We start from the raw sequence: 20,496 nt of genomic DNA, 5'->3' as shown, positions 1-20,496 counted from the left end.
TCTGGCTTGACGCGATTGTAGAGATTAAACTTCGCAAGAAATCACCTTTAATAGAGCTAATACAAACTAAGCACTCTTACTCTCTTCCACCACAGCATTAGCATTCACTTTTCGTATCACCCCAAACAGCTTGACTACTTTGCCTTCATCAAAAAAGCCGTAGGCGCTTTCGCCGTGGTAGTCAGTAAAAGGCGGCTCGAATATATGCGCCATATCTAGCACACCATTATCAACAAGATAATCAATAACTTGGTTTACAAAGTTAATTTGTTCGGCGTTATATATCCCTTCATCTAAAAAGCTGCTGAAGGCTTCCTTAGCGGCATTCAAGTCCATGCCCACCAATTGCCGAATAAAGGTGCCTAATGGCTTTTCTTGTAGTATTTGGTGGCGATAGGCTTCTATGTCACTCATGCCACTGGCATCCAACAGTAAACCGTCAAGAACATCTAAGTCTGCTTGGGTGATCGGCTTATTGCGCTTGAGCTTTTGAATGGTCAGTTGATCTTGATGATCCTGGATATACAGTTCAATTTTTTTGCGGTATTGGGCTAAATCCATCGTAGGATTTTGATACACGGCTGTTACGTCATGTACACCTTGTACTTCATCCACAAATTGGGTGTATACCACCTCTTTTTTATCTTTATCCAATGCAAACATTAGGTTACGCAAGCGCTTACGAATATCTTCTAATGTCGTTACATGAATATCTTGCCAAAACTCATGCATTTGAATGTCTTGAATTAACTGTAACTGCGCTTGTACTGCGGGAATGGTGGACTTGGCCTCAAGTTGCTGGGCGATTTCCATTACTCGTTGCCGACTCAGTTCTGGCAGTATGCCTTTTTCAAGTAAGGCTAACTGCATGGTTAACATCAGATTGTCAAAACGATTGGATAAATTATTAACCTGCTCATCCTGATTAAAAGCGTCGGCTTCTGTGGGGAGCGCCGAGACATGGCTTTCAAGCTCAGTAAATTTTGCATCATCAATATGATCCCAAAAACCGCGTTCCAAAAACGGTTCAACCTTCTGGCGTTTGGGCCTCACAATAAAGTTATCAAGGTTCATGCCCGTTACTTGATGATGCAGCATATCCAGTTGATAGTTGTTCAAGTCGCGCAGTAGCTCGCAATCTTCGGGGTATTTATCGCGGTAGGTTTCATCTAGCAAGCGAGCATTGAGCAAGGTACTTAATTGCACACGTTTTTCAAACACTTGCTGCATAACTGGTTTTGTAATGCCTACGGGTAAACCTTCAGGTTTGGCGTCAAAAAACTCAAAGTTTTGGCAATAATCGAATATTTTAAAAGTGGTTTTGTCATCACCTGGGCCAAATAAATTGGGGCATAAACGAGTGCCTCGGCCAACCATCTGGGTAAATTTGACCTTAGAGCGAACCACTTTAAAAAACACCAAATTGACCACTTCAGGCACATCAATACCTGTATCAAGCATATCCACCGATATCGCAATTCGGCAGGTGGGATTTTTCGGGTCAAAGTCTTTGCGCTCGTTTTCATCGCCGCCAAATTCATCGATCAAACTTTGGGCATAGGTTTCTTTAAAGGTGATCACCCGCGCCAGCTTTCCTGCCCATTTGGGGTAGTTTTTATTAAACATTTTTTCAAGGAATACCGCATGATCATTGTTGGCCGCAAAGATGATAGTTTTACCTATCACATCGCCACCTTCCACATGAATGCCCCCAAGCGGCTCTTTACTCATCAGCTGGGCAAACATCTTCTCAGCGGTATCTTCATTGAACAGGAATTTATTTAATTCAGACGGCAAAACCTCATCGCGGCCCTCAAGCTCGGGTTTACTTTCCCACTCCTGTTTTTCCTCATCCGATAATGCTTGATACTTCACCCCATCGCGCAAAAACTGCGTCGCGACCGAAATCTTAGTCGGTGGCACTAAGTATTTTTCGGCATAGGCGCTGCCGTCTTCATAGGCATAGGTGGGCATGCCTTTTTGTAAGTCAAAAATGCCGTAGGTATCTTTTTCAACCTCATCTTTCGGGGTGGCGGTTAAGCCTACTAACAGGCCGTCAAAATACTCAAAAATTTGCCGATACTTGGCATATACCGAGCGATGCGCTTCATCGACAATGATTAAATCAAAATGCCCTACACCAAAGGGGCGCTCATTCGCGCCACGGTCGAGCAGGTTTTTCATGGTGGGATAAGTGGCAAAATACAAGCGGCTGTCGATGCTGTCTTTACTCTGGCCTGAACTTAATATGGCGCAACTGACACGGGGTAAGAGTTTAACAAAGTTCTTTTTTGCTTGAGATAACAACGCATTGCGATCGGCCAAAAACAACACGTTTTTCACCCAGTTATTTTTAACCAACAAATCGACCAGACTGATCACAGTACGGGTTTTACCCGTGCCCGTTGCCATTACCAGCAGCGCCTTGCGTTGATGTTCAAGCTCAAAGTGCTGCAAAATATGGGTAATCGCCGCTTTTTGATAATGACGGTTGGTAATATCCTCATTGATCTGGGTAGTCAGTTTTTTGCCTTTACCCTTATCGTCATTAAAAAACGCCACCCTGTCACTGCGGCGCTTAATCATTAGCGCTAATTCATCTTTGGTATAAAAACCTTGTACTTTGCGCGGCGGGTAAAAGGCATCATCCCACAAATACGTTTCGTAACCGTTGCTGTAAAAAATAATCGGCCGCACACCGCATTGACGCGCTAAACAATCGGCATACAGCTTGGCTTGCTGTTGGCCGTCTTCTGGGCGGCGACTGGTGCGCTTAGCTTCGACGACTGCCAGCGCAGTGCCATCATCGCCCCAGAGCACATAGTCGACAGCACCATTGCCCAGTGGATTAACATCTGATATTGGCATGGTGGTTACGGGATATTCACGGTCGCGCTTATCTTTAAGCGGCCAGCCAGCCTCATTTAGCAGCGCATCGATGAGATAATCACGGGTTTCGACTTCGTTATAGTTGTGGCAGTCCTGCGTGCTATCGGCCGTTTGCTTGGCCTTGGCAATTTGCGCAAGCAAAGCTTCGTTTTGCGCCTTTAGCGCGGCATTTTCACTCAGCTGTTGCTGATACTCATCACGCTTAATGCTGTCACTTTCGGCGAGCTGTTTTTCAAGCTCTTGCACCCGCTTAATACTGCTGATGGCTTTAGTGACCAGGCCCGCATCAATGGCGAGCTTTTGTGGTACTAGGGCTTCATTAAAGGGCGCGATGGTAAAGTGGGTTTTATCGAGCGTTGGCGTATAAGTGCGCATAAACCAATAGAGCACATGGTGCAGCTCTTTGACCGCTTGCAACGCATCCCGTTGTGGCGGGGTACTTTTGCCGTGCACCGCCTCGTTACCGATTTTGATGATGAGTTTAAGCTTGGGGAATAAGTTACTGGCAAGGTTATCTTTAAAGCCTTGGTCATGGATCAGCGACATTAGGGTCGCATCATGGCGAGGCCGTTTTAGCCAGTTGTCGATGTCAAACACGGTTTCAACCATCAGCTCCAGCGCATTGCGAGCATAAAAGCCTGCAATACGTGGGTCGCTTTTAATATTGGCCTCGGCGCTTTGGGCGCGGGCCAGTATTTCGGCGCAGTGTCGGCTAAAGAGATTGGCCTCCTTGCCTACCTTGGCATTCGCGGTATTAGCACTAGCATTGGCGGCGCTAAGCAGCTCAGCCATAAACGCAAAGTTGCTAACACCCAGCGCGACACTGGCGGGGTTTAGCGTACTGGCGGAAGGAGTGACCGTCTCTGACATGTAATTTCCTTTTACATCTTATTAAGTTTTCGCATTAGCAAGATTAAGTTCACCGCTAAAGGCTTTTTGCATAAGGGCATCAAAATTATTACCATAGGACAATTTTAATTCACTTAAAATATCTAACTGCTGCCATATATTGCTGACAGTAGATGTGTATTTTGAAATCATATCCATAGATGGAATCAGTACATCTAAGTCATTTAATCTTGATTTTGATATATTAGGCATAGAGCCAGCGGCTCCTGAAGCTAAATTTTTTATCTGTAGCCGAAAGTTTTTGTTGTTTAATAATCCCCAAAAATAAATTTTTAGGTCAGATGGCATGTCGAATCGAAATATTAAGTCTGGGAGCATTAATCTTTTGGTGGAATCACGCACATAGGCACAAGCACCAACTAATTCGTAAGTATTTTTTCTTGTGAAAAGTAAATCGCCAGCATGAACCTCGATATTTGGATCCGGGTTTGTCCCTTCAAGAATAGCTTTGTTTTCACTAGGCTTATAAAAACCTCCAGTCACAGAGCTCAGCTTTAAAACACCCCACTCCCCATTATTTGCTGGGCGGCTATCGCATTTTGGACTTTGACCGCTTTGAATTTCACGAACAATTGAAGATAACTTCGGGCAAGCCCATCCCTTCGGGTTGGTTACGGGATCACCGAACATATCAATAAAGACTGACTGGGCGAGGCTATTTAGCTCTTGCTCCAACAGCTGGCAGTCGTTACGCAGTTGATCGGCTTTTTTTAATACCGCCGCAATGTGCTTTTGGGTTTCGAGTGGTGGCAGTGGGATTTTTAAAGCTGAAAACTTTGATTTATTAACTATGGCTACCGTTGTTTTTGGTGCCATGTCATTGAGTGTATTTTTTAAGGTCTTACAAAAATAATAAACATAAAGAGGTAATGCTACCTCTTCATTAATAACTAAGCTGTTAATTTGTTGATTTGTAACAACTGGTCTTGATGATATTCCTACTTTCCCTAAAGAACCAATACAACACACCATCACAGAGTTTGAAGGAATGAGGCGAGAAACTTTGGCGCCTTTCTCTGTTAAAGTTTGCTTAGCATTATCTACAAATCCTAAATCTAGCTCTCCAGGAGTGACAAAAGGAATATCACCACCAAAAAAACTGTCATCAGCTTTGCTTGGTGTATTGCCAGTTACAATTTCGGCAATTGAAGCTAAAGTAACTAAAGGCCAACTCACAGCAATTTCTCCAACTCTTGCACACCCTTTGTCATTTTTTCTTGTAGGGTTTTAATCCGCGCTAAGATCACTTTGGGCGAGTCATATTGCACTGCTTCATAGACCACTTGCTTGTATTTATTCAGGCTTAAATCGCAGTCATTGGCGGTAATGCGTGCCACTGGCACCATAAAGCTTTGATCTGTGGTGCTGCATTTATACTCAGGGCTTGCAAAGTTCGGCGTGCCATCGGGATTCGTTAAGCTAGTAAAACGGGCAATAATGTCGGCAATGTTGCTTTGCTCGTGGGTCGGCTGCCCTTTACTACCATCTGGGCCGTCTTTTACCAGCGGCGTACGTTTATCATCCAGCGAGTAACCATCGGCCTGCATATCGTAAAACCACACCTTGTCGGTGCCACCGGAGTTGGTTTTGGTGAAGATTAAAATCGCGGTGCTCACCCCTGCATAGGGCTTAAACACCCCAGATGGTAAGGAAATTACCGCCTCAAGCTTTTGCTCGTTAACCAGTTTTTCGCGAATGCTTTTGTGGGACTTGGTTGAGCCAAATAATACCCCGTCTGGCACAATCACCGCGGCGCGGCCACCGACTTTAAGCATGCGTAAAATCAGCGCTAAAAACAGCAGTTCGGATTTTTCGGTTGGGCCCTTGGCTTTCACTTCAACTTGGGTTTCAACCCCGTCTGCATCAATTTCGGTTTTGTATTTTGGCGCGACTTTTTTGGCGGCAGGGTTTTTACCCAGCGCGCGCAGTAAATCCGGCGCAATAATGTCAAAATCGACCGAGCCCTTAAATGGCGGGTTGGCCAAAATCAAGCTATAGGCTTCGCGAATATTAGCATCGCCTTGATCTTGTAAACTATCGCGATACAGCACAGTTGGGTTTTCAATGCCGTGCAGCAGCATGTTCATCGCCCCGATGCGCAGCATACTTTTATCAAAGTCAAAGCCGGTGAACATGGCATTATTAAAGTGCTGGCGATTGGCAGGCTTATTAACCTCTTGCTTGTAGCGGTGTTCAACGTATTCGAGCGCCGCCATTAAAAAGCCACAGGTGCCAGAGGCCGGGTCGCAAATGGTGTCGCCCAGTTTTGGCTGCATCAGCTCGACCATCATTTGAATAATGTGGCGCGGGGTGCGGAACTGGCCGTTAACGCCCGATTGTTGCAATTTGCTTAATAGATATTCGTATAAGTCGCCCTTGGTGTCTTTGTCGTCCATGTTGATGGCATTGAGCAAATCGACCACTTGCGATAGCAGCTTAGCGGAGGGGATCATAAAGATGGCATCTTTCATGTGCTCAGCAAAGCTGCCTTCATCGTGAAGATTTTTGATTTTAGGAAACACCTGATTTTGGACTATGTCCATCATCACATCAGGATCTTTATCTTTAAAATGACTCCAGCGCAGTGCTTGTTCATCAGGGCCAAAAATGGGGTTAGCCACAGCAATGCCCGTGGCCTGCGCGCGCCGCTCTGCGGTGCGCTGAAGCTCGTCTAAACGGCGGATAAATAACAGATAAGAGATTTGCTCAATCACAGAGATAGGGTTGGCGACACCGCCAGTCCAGAACATAGTCCACACTTGGTCGATTTGATTACGTATTTTGCCTGTTAACATTTAATCTCTCTGTATTCAATATCACGAATCAAGCGGGGTATGGGCCACTTGATATGAGCCGCTTGGATATAGGCAGGAGCCTTAGCATTTGGCGGCTAAAAAATTGGCCTCATCATAGCAGCAAATTTGCGTTATGTTATGGTAATAGGTCAAATTTTTGAGCCAGTTATCTGCATGAGTTAAAGGTTATGGAAGGTAAAATTTGGAGGATTAACTTGCTATTTTTTCGGCATAACCTTATCGTCAAACTAAGAATTACTTAGTTTTTGGTGGGTGATGGCATTTTTATTTTCCCCTAGAGCGCGTGCATTCATTGATGAGTCGCTTGAAAGTTATTTGCTTCGAATCGTTTCAGAGAACTTTTTTGATTCTTATCAGCAGCTCAGTTTGGCGATCAGAGAAGAGCTACATGAGCTCGATTTTGAGGCACATGGGGCTTTTCCTATCGAGCTAAAACGCCTCAATATTTATCATGCCAAGCACAATAGCCACTTTAGGATGAGGGCACTGAGTTTGCTTGAGTCCCTTCTTGGTTTACCTCCTCATGAACTGGAGAAAATAGCCCTATTTAGATCTAACAGAGTCTTTATGGGGTCTAGCGTTGCAGTGCATCGTAATGGTATCGATATTCCTTTGAGCTTTATCCGTTATGCCAATGAGGATGATGTCGAGAGTGTGCCCGTTTGCCCTGAGTGCTTAAAGGATGAGCCTTATATTCGGCAAGTTTGGCATTTAAAACCATATACTGCCTGTGCCAAGCATGAGTGCGCGTTGATCCATCATTGCCCAGAATGCAAAGCAAAGCTCAACTACATCGAGAAAGAATCGATTAGCTATTGTTCATGTGGATTTGAGCTTTCAAAAGCAGCAGTTATTAGCGCCAAACAATCAGATCTCATGTTAGCGCGAAGCCTTATCAATGGTGATGTTACCTCTACAAATCCACTTATTAATGAAACATCTGCGACTCACCGACTTGCGGCTCTACTTTGGTACCAAAAGCGTCATGGTGGAAGTAATGACAATTCTTTTAGCGATGCAATTGAGTATTTTGATAACTGGCCTGACAACTTTTTTCAAGAACTGGATAAAGTGACTCAAGGTGCTGAACTAAGGCTGATAGAGCTATTTAATCGTACTGCTTTTCGGTTTATTTTTGGTGAGTTGATTTTGCATTCACGATGTCTTTATCCAGAGGATAAAGAGCCACATTTTATCTATGTTGCTTTAATGCGTTATTTGCAAAGATTAGTTGAGTTACATCCAAAATCGAAAAAACCTAACGTGGCTGATACGCTAGTGACAGTTGCAGAAACGGCGGTTTTACTATCAACAACCCAAGAGCAGGTTTATCGGCTTCATCAAGATGGGATATTAACGTCGGCGTTTAGACAAAAAATGAAGCAGCGGATTGACCCTCACACAGCTGTATTTTATTTAAGGCAAGTGATCGAATATAAAAGTAGCTTTGGTAGTGATAGACAGGGGATGTACTTATCGGCATGGTAAAGAATTTACATTTGCGAGAACTGCTAGATATTGAAGATGTTCAAGCACGTTCGGCAGCGTTGAGGCGTGCATTTGCTGCTTATACAGAACCGTTAGATGTGACTGGCGAGGAAAGCTCTGCCCTAATTATTTTGCTTAATCTTACCTATCCGAAAAAGTTGGTGGATGACTTACTCGATAAAAGGTTAGCTAGAACAACGGTTAACAACCAAACCCATATTGATGTTTGCATTGACGAAGTACAATGGCTGCATACCCATAATCTCAAGTACCCAGATATTCGGGTCAGTAAACAAAGGCTCGTTGCCCCCAGTCCTCAATTACATCCCAATATACTGAGTAGCGCTAATTGCCAGCGTACTTTAGGGTGGTCTCATGACAGTGCTAAAGTCAATTTTGCCAAGCTGTTTGGCTGCCAGTTTATTTGGCAAGGTAAAGTAACTTGCCTTGCAACGTTAATGTGTGAAGCACCAAAACACTGGAAAGAGGCTTTTCAAGAACTTGGCATGCCTGTTAAAGATTTTATGAATGTTTGCGGCAGGGTGAAGCGTTTTTTACCTGAGGAGTTAAGCCCAGATAGAGTCGATAAATACTCCGTACAGGTTCGAATGCCATTCCGTGATGGATATATAGCGATTACCCCCGTTGTAAGCCATGCACTTCAGTCTGAACTCCAACAAGCAGCAATCAAAAAACAGGGCCGATATACCAGTCTTGAGTTTATTCGTCCCGCGGCAGTCAGTGAGCTAGCCGCATCTCTTGGCGGTAATGTTAAAGCTCTGAATTATCCGCCTCGTATTAATAAAAAAACTTACGGATTAAGCGACAATTTACTGGCTAGGGTTTTATCTGGTCAGGATGTATTGAATCTAAATGTATTGTCACAGCGCAGGTTTATCAAGGCATTGGATGAGCTGTTATCGAGCTCCTCAGCATTGGCGTTAAAGCAACGCAGGCAGCAAAAAGTCTCCTGTCTTAAACAGATAAGAGAGATATTATCTGAGTGGCTTGCGCCAATGTTGGAATGGCGATTTGAGGTCCAAGAAGGACCGAGAAATTTTAGTGAGCTTGAGCCTATTAATGGCTCATTAGAGTATCAGTTTTTAACCTTTGAGAATGAGCTATTACCTGAATTGCTGATGCCTCTGTTCGGTAGATTAAATTCGGTGATGTCGCATTCTGCAACGATAAGTCAGTATGCCTTTCACCAGAGATTGATGCCCTATCTTCGAAATAGCTTGAAATGGTTGTTAACTCATTTGGCTTATAAAGAACCTTTGCTACAAAAAGATGCTGAGGATGAGCATTTCCAGCGATATTTACATTTGAAAGGTATTCGGGTGTTTGATGCCCAAGCTTTATCTAATCCCTATTGTGTTGGTATTCCTTCTCTCACAGCTGTTTGGGGAATGATGCATAACTACCAGCGGCGATTAAATGAAGGCTTGGGTACTCAGCTTAGATTAACCTCATTTTCGTGGTTTATTCGTCAGTACTCATCTGTCTCGGGCAAAAAACTGCCTGAGTACAGTATGCAAGGATCGAAAGATAATCAATTTAGACGAGCTGGAATAATTGATAATAGACATTGTGATTTAGTGTTTGATCTTGTCATTCATATTGATGGTTATGAAGACGATTTAGCTATCTTAGATAATCAAACTGAAATGTTGAAAGCAAGTTTTCCGGCGAACTTTGCCGGTGGAGTAATGCATCCTCCCGAGCTAGATGCTGTTGATGCGTGGTGCCAGCTTTATCAATCCGAAGCTGAACTTTTTTCAATATTGAAAAGACTGCCTATGTCAGGAAAATGGATTATGCCGACTAGATATTCAATGGGTAATATTAGTGATCTTCTGTTTCTGCTGGATAAAAATTCTTCGCTGTGCCCCACTATGTTTGGCTATTTACCATTGACTGAACCCGTTAACCGAGTCGGTAGTTTAGAGTCTTTGCATTGCTATGCTGAGCCAGCACTTGGCGTAGTTGAGTGTGCATCGGCAATTGAGATAAGGTTACAGGGGCAGATAAACTATTTTAAGAGAGCGTTTTGGATGTTAGAGGCAAAAGAGCATTCAATGCTGATGAAACGGATTTAAGGAAGGTTTATGGAGCTATGCAATGTTTTAAAGTATGACCGATCCCTCTACCCAAGTAAGGCGGTATTTTTTTATAAAACGGCCGATTCTGATTTTGTTCCTCTAGAAGCTGAAATCACTCGTATACGTGGTCAAAAAGCTGGATTCACTGAAGCATTTACTCCCCAATTTAAATCGAAAAACTTAGCACCCCAGGACCTTACACACTGTAATCCTCTAACTATTGAAGAATGTTATGTTCCGCCAAATGTAGGGCACATCTATTGCCGTTTCTCGCTAAGAGTACAAGCTAACTCGCTCAAACCCTCTGGCTGCAGCGATCCTGAAGTTTTTACTTTGCTTGAAAAGTTGTCGGCAGCATTTAAGGAGTGCGACGGTTACCAAGAGCTGGCGACCCGTTTTTGTAAAAATCTGCTGTTAGGAACTTGGCTCTGGCGTAATCAAAACTCTGGTAACACTCAAATAGATATTAAAACCAGTACGGGAAAGTGTTATCAAATAAGTAATACGAGGCAGTTAGCTTGGAATATTTGGTCTGATGAAGCTCGGACTGTTCTTGATGAATTAAGTAAAGAGATGCACTTAGCTTTGACTGATCCGAATGTATTTTGGAACGCTGATATTACGGCAAAAATTGAGACTGTCTTTTGCCAAGAGATCTACCCAAGCCAAACCTTTGGTGAAAAGTCTGCAGAAGGTGAAACTTCAAAACAGTTTACTAAGGTTAAATGTACTGATGGTCGTTATGCGGTGAGTTTTAATTCGGTCAAGATAGGTGCGGCTATTCAATCAATTGATAGTTGGTGGGATCAGGACGATGTTAAACGGTTACGAGTACATGAGTACGGTGCGGACAAAGAGCTGGGTATTGCACGACGTTCACCTGAATCTGCACTGAGTTTTTATACTTTATTTGTAAATACTGAGCTGTATTTAGCTGAACTCAATCAACAGGCAGCAGAGTCAGGGCATTCAATTCATCCTAATATTTACTATCTTTTTGCTGTCCTGATAAAGGGTGGTATGTTCCAGAAGAAAGCCGAAACGAAGAAGGCATAATATGCAGCGCTACTATTTTATGGTGCGTTTCTTACCAAAAGAAGCAAACTTGGCCCTGCTAATGGGGCGCTGTATCTCAGTAATGCATGGGTACATCTGCAAACATGAAATTAAAGGTCTTGGGGTGACGTTTCCTGCTTGGTCGGACGCCTCTATCGGTAATGTCATTGCTTTTGTTCATTCTGATAAAACTGTTTTGAGTGAGCTAAAGCAGCAATCCTATTTTCAAGATATGAAAGAATGTGGTTTTTTTAGCCTTGGTAATGTTGAAATGGTGCCTGATGATTGTGCTGAAGTGATGTTCAAACGTAATCAGGCAATTGCAAAGATTTTTGTTGGTGAGGCCCGCAGACGCTTAAAACGTTTGGAAAAACGAGCATTAGCTCGAGGTGAGACGTTTAATCCTATAAAAAATACTCAGCCAAGAGAGTTTAACATTTTCCATCGTATAGCAATGAGCAGCGGTAGTAATAAGCAAGATTACCTTCTTCATATACAGAAAATGGTAGCAAAGAAGCAAACTGAACCATTGTTTAGTAGCTATGGGTTTGCTAGCAATTTACAACTAAATGGAACAGTACCGGAGCTATCTCGTCTTGTAGATAAGATCTGACCTTTTGGTTTGGTGGTTGCTGTAACGTTTTAATTTTAAAGCCAATTATCTGTTTGAGAAATTATATGGTTATTTCCTTGATTTTGGCTCTAGTAATTGATTTTATATAGGTTTATTTTATAAGTGTATAGTGACCTGCCGTATAGGCAGCTGAAAATTGTAGAGAATAAATACAGAAATTGGATTTGGAGTGACCTGCCGTATAGGCAGCTGAAAATCGCGAAAATCGTCATTTACAAGTTGACTTTGAGATACCCGCCGAAAAGGCAGCAAAACCTCTTTCCATTATTATGGGAAGAGGTTTTTTATTTTCAATAAACAAAGTCCCTAGCTCAGTTTTGCCCCATTATTGGTTTCGTCTAACAAATTTGCGATTTCAATCAGTCGCAATTTACCCAAATATAACTCATGTGACGTTAATAATAGTTATGCGGTGAGAGTGAAATTTTAATTGGATTGGTAAGTCGCTTCGGGGGAGTAGCTAACTGGATTTCGAGCCATCGTCATCTAGGGTGAACATCAACATACTTGGCCACACGCCATGGTGTTCATAGCAAATCATCGATTTGCCCAGCAAGACCTGAGCACAATGACTGCACCTAGGGGTGGACAGTTTATTGTGCTTATGTCTTAACCACCCCTAAAGGATCACACTTGGAAGCCCTACTTGCCTCAACCTTTACGGTTGCCATCGCCGAAATTGGTGATAAAACTCAATTACTTGCACTGATTCTCGCCGCAAGATTTAAAAACAAAACTGCCATTATTCTTGGTATTTTTCTATCGACGTTATTCAACCATTTTGCCGCCGCTTGGATTGGCCAGTGGGCGATTAACTGGGTCAGCCCAGATCTTACTCGTTATTTAGTTGCCGCGTCGTTCTTCGCAATTGCCCTTTGGGTGTTAATCCCAGATAAAGTCGATGCAGAAGAGAGCCGTTTCTATAAAATGGGCCCCTTTTTAGCCACCTTTATCCTATTTTTTATCGCCGAAATGGGCGATAAAACGCAAATAGCAACGGTAGTGTTAGCCGCAAAATACGATTCATTAACTATGGTGGTTGCAGGCACGACCTTAGGCATGTTGCTTGCTAATGTACCGGTAGTGATTGCGGGGCATTTCAGCGCCGATAAATTACCCATGCAATGGATACACCGTGGCTGCGCGGTACTATTTGCCTTATTGGGAGTGGCAACCTTGTTTGTCTAAGAACAGCATAATGCGATTAAATGGAGATAAAACCTCTGCATTTAATTTTATGCTTTCAGACCTAACCGTTTCGCGAGTCGATGCAAATTACCCGTATCGACTTGCAATATTCTGGCGCACACCGCCCAATTTTGTTGATTCGCTGCTAAAACTTGGCGGATAAGTTGACGCTGATAGGCCTCTGTTGAGGCCCTAAGCCCTAGTATTGTGGTATCTAATAATGACGATTCGCGAAGTTCGGCCGCTATTACAGACGGGGCTTCAATGGTTTTTACCACAGGCTCGACTCGCGCCGTTGGCTCATTGCTCACATTGGCTTGGGGTTGAATGACCACAGGATCAAACTGGAAATGTTTATCACTTAAGCTGATATACGCCGTTTTTAGTTCGGCTTTTGCTAACACCGCCGCCCTGTGTATTGCATGTTCTAATTCGCGCACATTACCCGGCCACGCATATTGTTCTAATAACTGCTGCGCTGATGGCGTGATGCTAATATGCGTAAGCCCTAGCTTTGCCCTACAGCGCTCCAGAAAAAAACCGGTTAATAACACGATATCTCGGCCACGCTCCCTCAATGGGGGAACATTAATCGGGAACACACTTAAACGATGATAGAGATCGAAACGAAAGCGGCCCTCTGTTGCCTCTTGATGTAAAATACGGTTAGTCGCCGCAATAATCCGAGTATTTACTTTTAGACTCTTATCACTCCCCACCCGTTGTAATTCACCAAATTGTAAAACTCTCAATAGTTTAGCTTGTAAGCTTAGGGGTAATTCGCCAATTTCATCTAAAAATAAAGTGCCATTATTGGCTAATTCAAACTTGCCTTGTCTGTGGCTAATGGCGCCAGTAAACGCGCCTTTGACATGACCGAAGAGTTCACTTTCGGCAACGGACTCAGGCAGTGCTGCACAGTTTAAGTAAATAAGGGGCTTATCGGCTCGCGTCGATTGATTATGTATCGCCGCTGCGACTAGCTCTTTACCTACTCCAGTTTCACCTGTGATTAAAACCGATAAATCAGTATTGGCTACCGCGCTAATCTGTTGTTTTAACGATTGGATCTCAGTCGATTGCCCAATAATCTCCTGCTGACTAGCAAGACGATTTAACACTTCAGTGCCGCTTGATACCTCCACGACTTGGGATTCTAGCTTTTGCATTAACAAAGCCGTATTTAAGCTGGCCGCGGCAAGTGCACTGATCACTCGCAGTTCGCTATCACTAAAACTATCAAACTGCTGTGGATTAAAACCGTCGATAGTTAATGCACCAATCAAGCGATCATGGGCGATTAACGGTAAGCCAATACACGCATGCACCTGTAAGTTATCGCTATGATTAGGGATTAATCCATCATATGGGTCAGGTAGTTGGCTATCAGAAGGGAAACGTACAACATCACCCGCACGAGCAATGGCCTCTAATCTTGGGTGTTCACTAATCTTAAACCGCCGCCCTAACACCTCAGTAAATAGGCCATCAATCGCCAACGGAATAAATTGCTGATCCTTAAAAACCAGTAAGGCTGCTGCGTCACAATTAACCCGGCGCCTTACAACAGCGAGCAAGCGCTCGAATCTATCCTCGGCTGAAAGACCAATCGTTAAATCTAATGCTAATTGGGTGAGATCGGCTTGAACATACATATTAAAGACTCGCGGTATCATAATGACAATAAATACTGTCATTATGATACCGCGATCAATGGTCATAATGACACTGACATTTGCATTTAAATATATAATGGATATATTTCAATTAGTTACGGATTTGGCATAAGAAGTGCAATCTTAAGGGAAGCAGAGAGTTAAGCCGCGGCTATAACATACTGATCCTCTAACGTATCTTTCTTATCTAATAGGTGTATTTATGACAATTCATGTAAAAAACAATATCCACTGGGTTGGTCAACGCGATTGGGAAGTTCAAGATTTTCATGGTACTGAATATAAAATCACCAAAGGCACGAGCTATAACAGTTATCTGATCCGCGAAGAAAAAACCGTGCTAATTGATACGGTTGATCATCGCTTTAGTCAGCAATTCTTACAAAACCTTGAAGCTGAAATTGATTTAAACGATATCGATTATATTGTGATGAATCATGCCGAAGAAGATCACTCCGGCGCGCTAACGGCTCTCATGGCCAAAATCCCTAATACACCGATTTATTGCACTGAAAATGCTGTCGACTCTATCGTAGGTCACCATCACCATCCAGAATGGAATTTCATTACTGTTAAAACTGGCGACAGTCTCGATGTTGGTAATGGTAAGCAACTGATTTTTATTGAAGCGCCAATGCTGCATTGGCCTGATAGCATGATGACGTATCTGACTGAGGATGCGGTTTTGTTTAGTAATGATGCCTTTGGTCAACATTATTGTGATGAGCGTCTTTTCAACGATGAAGTCGACCAAAATGAATTGATGGAACAATGTCTACGTTACTATGCCAATATTTTAACGCCATTTAGCAGCCTAGTAACCGCTAAAATTCACGAAGTATTAAGCTTTAATTTACCAGTAGATATGATTGCGACAGCCCACGGTATTGTGTGGCGCGACAATCCTGCGCAAATTATTCATCAGTATTTGGCTTGGGCTGATGCTTATCAAGAAGACCGCATCACTATTTTCTACGATTCTATGTCAAACAACACCCGCATGATGGCAGATGGCATTGCCCAAGGTATTCATGATGTTGACCCAAATGTTGCAGTAAAAGTATATAACGTTGCCCGCCATGACAAAAATGAAATCCTAGCACAAGCATTTAGATCTAAAGGTATTTTGGTGGGCTCATCCACTATGAATAACGTGATGATGCCTAAAATTGCCGCTATGTTAGAAGAAATCACTGGCTTACGCTTTCGTAATAAAAAAGCCGCAGCTTTCGGTAGTTATGGCTGGAATGGTGGCGCTGTCGATAGAATTCATACCCGTTTAATGGATGCTGGATTTGAAACCTCTGTCGGCTTAAAAGTTAAATGGCGCCCTGATCGTGACGCGATGCAAGAATGCCGTCAACACGGACAACGTATTGCCAAAGAATGGGCATTGCGCCCACTCGACAGCGCAAATAGTCGTTCGATTATCAATCAGGTTATGTCTAAACCTAGTCAAGCCGTTAATCAAAACGCAGCACCTGCCATTACGCCAGCGCCAGCAAAAAATGCAAGCCTTGTAGTGGATGATGCACAATCTATGATTTGTACTGTTTGCCAATGGGTTTACGATCCTAAAGACGGTGAGCCCAATCAAGATGTCGCGGCTGGTACACCTTGGGCACAAGTGGCTGATGACTTCCTCTGCCCTGAATGTGGCCTTGGTAAAAGCGTCTTTGCGGTAAAGAAAAGTGAGGTGAACCATGCCTAGACCTATCGTCATTATTGGTAGTGGTTTTGCGGCGTATCAATTAGTGAAAACGCTACGCCGATTAAACACTGAGCAGGCTATTACCTTAATTACCGCTGACTCAGGTGATGAATACCATAAACCAGATTTAAGCCATGTATTTAGTCGCCAGCAAATGGCGGCAGATCTGATTAAATTAACAGCCGCAGAGTTTGCTAAAGAACAACAAATTGATTTGCTCAATCACAGTGAGGTCACTCACATAGACAAAGATCGCAAAGTGGTCTTTTGCACTCAGGGCCGCGAAGTCGCCTATGAGAAGTTAGTGCTCGCTACAGGCGCACGGCCTTTTATTCCTAAAATGAGTGGCGATGCCATTAATGCTATTCATACATTTAACAGCTTAAGCGAGTATCAAGCCTGCCAAGCCAATATACGTAGTGCAGCAAAAGTACTCGTTATCGGCGCGGGGTTAGTCGGAGTTGAGTTAGCAATGGATCTAGCGACTGCGGGTAAACAGGTCTTTTTAGTCGACCCGCAGGCAAGCCTAATGGCAAACTTATTGCCTGAAATGCTAAGCCAAAAACTTGCTGCGGTGTTAGCCAAGCAAGGGGTAACCGTGCAATTACAAACTCGGGTAAGTCAACTGCAACACCAAGATAGCAGTATTGCTGTAAGTCTCGATAACGACCTGCACTTTACTTGTGATGCGGTGATCTGCGCAGCTGGCCTAATACCTAACAGCCAACTTGCGCAAAATGCGGGTCTTGAGGTCAATAAAGGCATCATAGTTAATGAGTACTTACAAACAAGTGATAGCGATATTTATGCACTAGGAGACTGTGCTCACATCAATGGTCAAAGCATGGCCTATTTGCAACCAGCATTACTGAGTGCCAACGCACTGGCAAGCACCTTGTTAAATCAAGCCACTGCGGTGAATTTCCCTGCGATGCTCGTTAAAGTTAAAACCCCCTTATTACCGATGCAATTAGGCGGTATTACGGTTAGTAACGTTCACCGCTGGCGAGTCGATATTGATGCCCAAGGCACCTGTATTAAAGCATTAGATGCAGATGAAATATTACTCGGATTTATCGTAACAGAAGATAAAATGAAACAAGCTTTTGGATTATTAAAGCAACTCAATAGCCCTAATACTGTGCTCGCTGCAGCTTAATGATGGCGTTGGCATTACCTAATTTGACATTGATTTAGACGTTACTTGCCTATTAATCATTGAATGAACGCTATTTAAAGGTAAAAAACCGAGAGTGATTATCACCTCGGTTTTTTCATTTAAGCCATTATATAAGTATGACTAATACTCTATAAACCTAACGCTTGCTTTATACGTTGGCCGTAATCAGCATCGGCTTGGGTGAAATGCCCTACCATGCGTTGCTGCACATCTAAACTCGCCTGACACAGTGAACCTGAAATAGTCGCTACTAAACGTGCTTTCTCATCTTCACTAAAGATGCGATACAAATTACCCGCCTGAGTATAATCGTCTTGGTTATAACGACTATAACGCGCAGCCTCACCTTCTAATCGAAGTGGTGGCTCAGTAAAGTTAACCGGTTCCACTAAGGCCGATGGGCTGCTGTTTGGGCCATAGTTGGGACTAGCATCACCACCGGTTTGACTGTGGCTAAACGGGCATTGTGTACCTGCCATAGCACCGCCACGTTGATGATGATTTGCCTTAGCTGCGTGTGGGCAGTTTACGGGGTCTGACGCTCAGTGGAACGAAAACTCACGTTAAGCAACGTTTTCTACCTCTGACGCCTCTTTTAATGGTCTCAGATGTCCTTTGGTCACCAGTTCAGCCAGCGTGAAGGAATAATGGCCGAGCATATTGATATGTCCGTGGCAAAGCGGGGAGAGGCGTGCGATATCTTCATCATTCAGTGTTTCACCTTGCGCCCGGAGATGATCCAGGGCTGCCTGCATATACATAGTGTTCCATAACACGACGGCGTTAGTGACCAGCCCCAGTGCGCCCAGTTGATCTTCCTGACCGTCGGTATATCGTTTTCTTATCTCACCTTTTTGACCGTGACAGATGGCTCTGGCAACGGCATGGCGGCTTTCTCCCCGATTAAGCTGGGTCAGAATGCGCCGGCGGTAATCTTCATCATCAATATAATTAAGCAGATACAGCGTTTTGTTGATGCGCCCCACTTCAATGATTGCCTGAGTCAGTCCGGAAGGACGTTCACTTTTCAGCAATGAACGGACCAGCACTGAAGCCTGTACTTTGCCCAGTTTCAGGGAGCCAGCGGTCCGGATCATTTCGTCCCACTGAAGGACTATTTTTCGGGGATCTGATTGCCCTCTGGCAATATCATTCAGCACGCCATAGTTGGCATCATGGTCCATTCGCCAGAAAACCGAAGCACCGGCATCAGCCAGGCGTGGAGAAAACTGGTATCCCAGCAGCCAGAAAAGGCCAAAGACAAGTTCGCTGGTACCTGCTGTATCGGTCATAATTTCGGTTGGATTCAGCCCGGTCTCCTGTTCCAGAAGGCCTTCCAGCACAAAGATAGAGTCCCTCAGCGTCCCCGGTATAACGATGCCATGAAAGCCGGAATACTGATCGGACACAAAGTTGTACCAGGTGATCCCTCTGTTATTACCAAAGTATTTGCGGTTCGGTCCGGCATTGATTGTTCTGACTGGCGTAACAAAGCGCATTCCATCTGCAGATGCCACTTCTCCGCCACCCCATATCTGTGCCAGTGGCAGCGTTGCCTGAAAATCAACCAGTCTGGCATTAGCGCTGGTGATAGTTTCAGCCCGCAGATAGTTCGCTTTTGTCCAGTTCAGCCGGTGTCGGGTCAGTGCAGGAACATTTGATCTGATCAGTGGTTCCAGACCGATATTGCAGGCTTCAGCCATCAGCACGGCGCTGATGCTGACGGGCAGATCATCAACTCTGGCACTGGCTTCACTAGCATGGAAAAACTCATCAGCAAATCCGGTATGGGCGTTAATTTCGAGCAGCAACTCCGTTAAATCCACCGGAGGGAGCAGATCACTGATCATTTTGCTCAGTCGTTTCAGACTGTCCGGCTCATCAAGACTGGCGAGGGGAGAAATTGTCAACCGGGGCTTCGGGCCAGAAACATCGAGTTCGACAGCCTCATTTTCGCCAAGACGTGCAGCAACCTGTCTGTAACGACTATCAAGCTGATGACCCAGAGATTTTATTGCTTCCTGCGGGTCTGTCGGGTGTCCCAGAGAACGATAAACCTTAATCCGGTTTGCCTGCCAGTCAGCACCCTGTAGTAATCTTGCTCGGGGATCTCCCCACTGGTTACTGCCGGTAACGTAGACATCCCTCCGCCTCAGACTATCCTGCAGTTTACTGAGAAAGCAGAGCGTGTATCCCCTGCGGGTGATATGTTTTTCCTTGTTAATCACCAGCCGTTTCCATGACCGACTGATAATTTCCGTTGGTGCGTCGTCAAAAAACTGCCGCCGTGAGCTGAACTCCCGGCTGAGGTAGTCACAGGCATTCAGAGTGGTAACCCCGGCAGGTGCGGATGAAAATTTAACGGTATTCAGCAGATGGGGCAGGAAACGACGAACGCGCCCGTACTGCTCCACCATTTCTTCATGAAAATTATCGTCTGAGGGCCGGGCAATTTCACGGACAAGCGTGATGATTTCAGCCAGCTTTTGCCTGGGGATGTAGCTGAACACCTCAGCACGAATCGATTCGTCCGGTGTTTCTTCTTTCAGCTGTGCGTTTATATAATAGTTTGATAATTCTTAATAATGTTTGATCATTTATATAATAGTTTGATATTTTTTGGCTCTTTTGGTGAATGTGCGGATTAAGAGTTAGCACATTTTTGCCCCATTATTGGTTTCGCCAAAAAAACCACGCTATCGATTGAGTGAATTTTGACCAAATATAACTAATCTGACACCCAAAACTCACAAAGTACGAAAAATGGGGGGCATTGTGCTATTCTTGCCCCAAATGAACACGCTGATTTTTGCATTATAAATCGCTCTGAAATCGTTATAAACTTTT

11 protein-coding genes and 2 pseudogenes are annotated in these 20,496 nt (G+C 44.0%); 7 read left to right on the top strand and 6 right to left on the bottom strand.

Annotated elements, in window-relative coordinates:
* Positions 1-66: 66 nt before the first annotated feature.
* Genes MO387_RS11625 through MO387_RS11615 form a run of 3 tightly spaced genes read right to left on the bottom strand, consistent with a single transcriptional unit; the run spans position 67 to position 6,593 of the window.
* Positions 67-3,759, bottom strand: a complete 3,693-nt coding sequence (locus MO387_RS11625; RefSeq protein WP_226060108.1) for a DEAD/DEAH box helicase family protein — start codon at positions 3,757-3,759, stop codon at positions 67-69.
* A 21-nt stretch (positions 3,760-3,780) separates the two neighbouring features.
* Positions 3,781-4,974: a restriction endonuclease subunit S gene (locus MO387_RS11620; protein ID WP_226060107.1), complete on the bottom strand. Its 1,194-nt coding sequence runs from the start codon at positions 4,972-4,974 to the stop codon at positions 3,781-3,783.
* The gene (locus MO387_RS11615) at positions 4,971-6,593 is read right to left on the bottom strand and encodes a class I SAM-dependent DNA methyltransferase (protein WP_226060106.1); all 1,623 of its coding nucleotides are present in this window, start codon (positions 6,591-6,593) and stop codon (positions 4,971-4,973) included. The genes MO387_RS11620 and MO387_RS11615 overlap by 4 nt, the downstream gene beginning before the upstream one ends.
* A 276-nt stretch (positions 6,594-6,869) precedes the next feature.
* Here MO387_RS11615 and MO387_RS11610 point away from each other — a divergent pair, with 276 nt between their 5' ends.
* From MO387_RS11610 to MO387_RS11590, 5 genes are all read left to right on the top strand, one after another.
* Positions 6,870-8,102, top strand: coding sequence for a TniQ family protein (locus tag MO387_RS11610; protein ID WP_226060105.1), 1,233 nt, complete (start codon positions 6,870-6,872; stop codon positions 8,100-8,102).
* Positions 8,096-10,201: a type I-F CRISPR-associated protein Csy2 gene (locus MO387_RS11605; RefSeq protein WP_226060104.1), complete on the top strand. Its 2,106-nt coding sequence runs from the start codon at positions 8,096-8,098 to the stop codon at positions 10,199-10,201. Before MO387_RS11610 ends, MO387_RS11605 begins: the two co-directional genes overlap by 7 nt.
* Positions 10,202-10,210: 9 nt before the next feature.
* Positions 10,211-11,260, top strand: coding sequence for a type I-F CRISPR-associated protein Csy3 (gene csy3, locus MO387_RS11600; RefSeq protein ID WP_226060103.1), 1,050 nt, complete (start codon positions 10,211-10,213; stop codon positions 11,258-11,260).
* Position 11,261: 1 nt separating this feature from the next.
* Positions 11,262-11,873 (top strand): type I-F CRISPR-associated endoribonuclease Cas6/Csy4, encoded by a 612-nt coding sequence (cas6f, locus tag MO387_RS11595; RefSeq protein WP_226060102.1) that lies wholly within the window; start codon positions 11,262-11,264, stop codon positions 11,871-11,873.
* A 654-nt stretch (positions 11,874-12,527) separates the two neighbouring features.
* On the top strand, positions 12,528-13,082 hold the full coding sequence (locus tag MO387_RS11590) for a TMEM165/GDT1 family protein (protein ID WP_226060101.1): 555 nt from the start codon (positions 12,528-12,530) through the stop codon (positions 13,080-13,082).
* Between the two features lie 47 nt (positions 13,083-13,129).
* On the opposite strand, the gene norR is transcribed toward MO387_RS11590, so the two are convergent.
* Positions 13,130-14,779 (bottom strand): nitric oxide reductase transcriptional regulator NorR, encoded by a 1,650-nt coding sequence (gene norR, locus MO387_RS11585; RefSeq protein WP_226060100.1) that lies wholly within the window; start codon positions 14,777-14,779, stop codon positions 13,130-13,132.
* Positions 14,780-14,960: 181 nt separating this feature from the next.
* Between norR and norV the strand changes: the two genes are divergently transcribed.
* Positions 14,961-16,469, top strand: coding sequence for an anaerobic nitric oxide reductase flavorubredoxin (gene norV, locus MO387_RS11580; protein ID WP_115406196.1), 1,509 nt, complete (start codon positions 14,961-14,963; stop codon positions 16,467-16,469).
* Positions 16,462-17,628, top strand: coding sequence for an NADH:flavorubredoxin reductase NorW (norW, locus tag MO387_RS11575; RefSeq protein ID WP_226060099.1), 1,167 nt, complete (start codon positions 16,462-16,464; stop codon positions 17,626-17,628). The genes norV and norW overlap by 8 nt, the downstream gene beginning before the upstream one ends.
* A gap of 149 nt (positions 17,629-17,777) precedes the next feature.
* On the opposite strand, the pseudogene katB reads toward norW, so the two are convergent.
* Positions 17,778-18,182, bottom strand: a pseudogene (katB, locus tag MO387_RS11570) (catalase KatB); the annotation flags it as partial.
* Positions 18,183-18,212: 30 nt separating this feature from the next.
* A pseudogene (locus MO387_RS11565) lies at positions 18,213-20,198 on the bottom strand (Tn3-like element Tn3 family transposase); the annotation flags it as partial.
* Positions 20,199-20,496: the final 298 nt, after the last annotated feature.

The sequence above is a fragment of the Shewanella sp. N2AIL genome (genome assembly GCF_022690845.1).
Taxonomy (GTDB): domain Bacteria; phylum Pseudomonadota; class Gammaproteobacteria; order Enterobacterales; family Shewanellaceae; genus Shewanella; species Shewanella baltica.
This window is presented reverse-complemented; position numbering and strand designations above follow the sequence as displayed.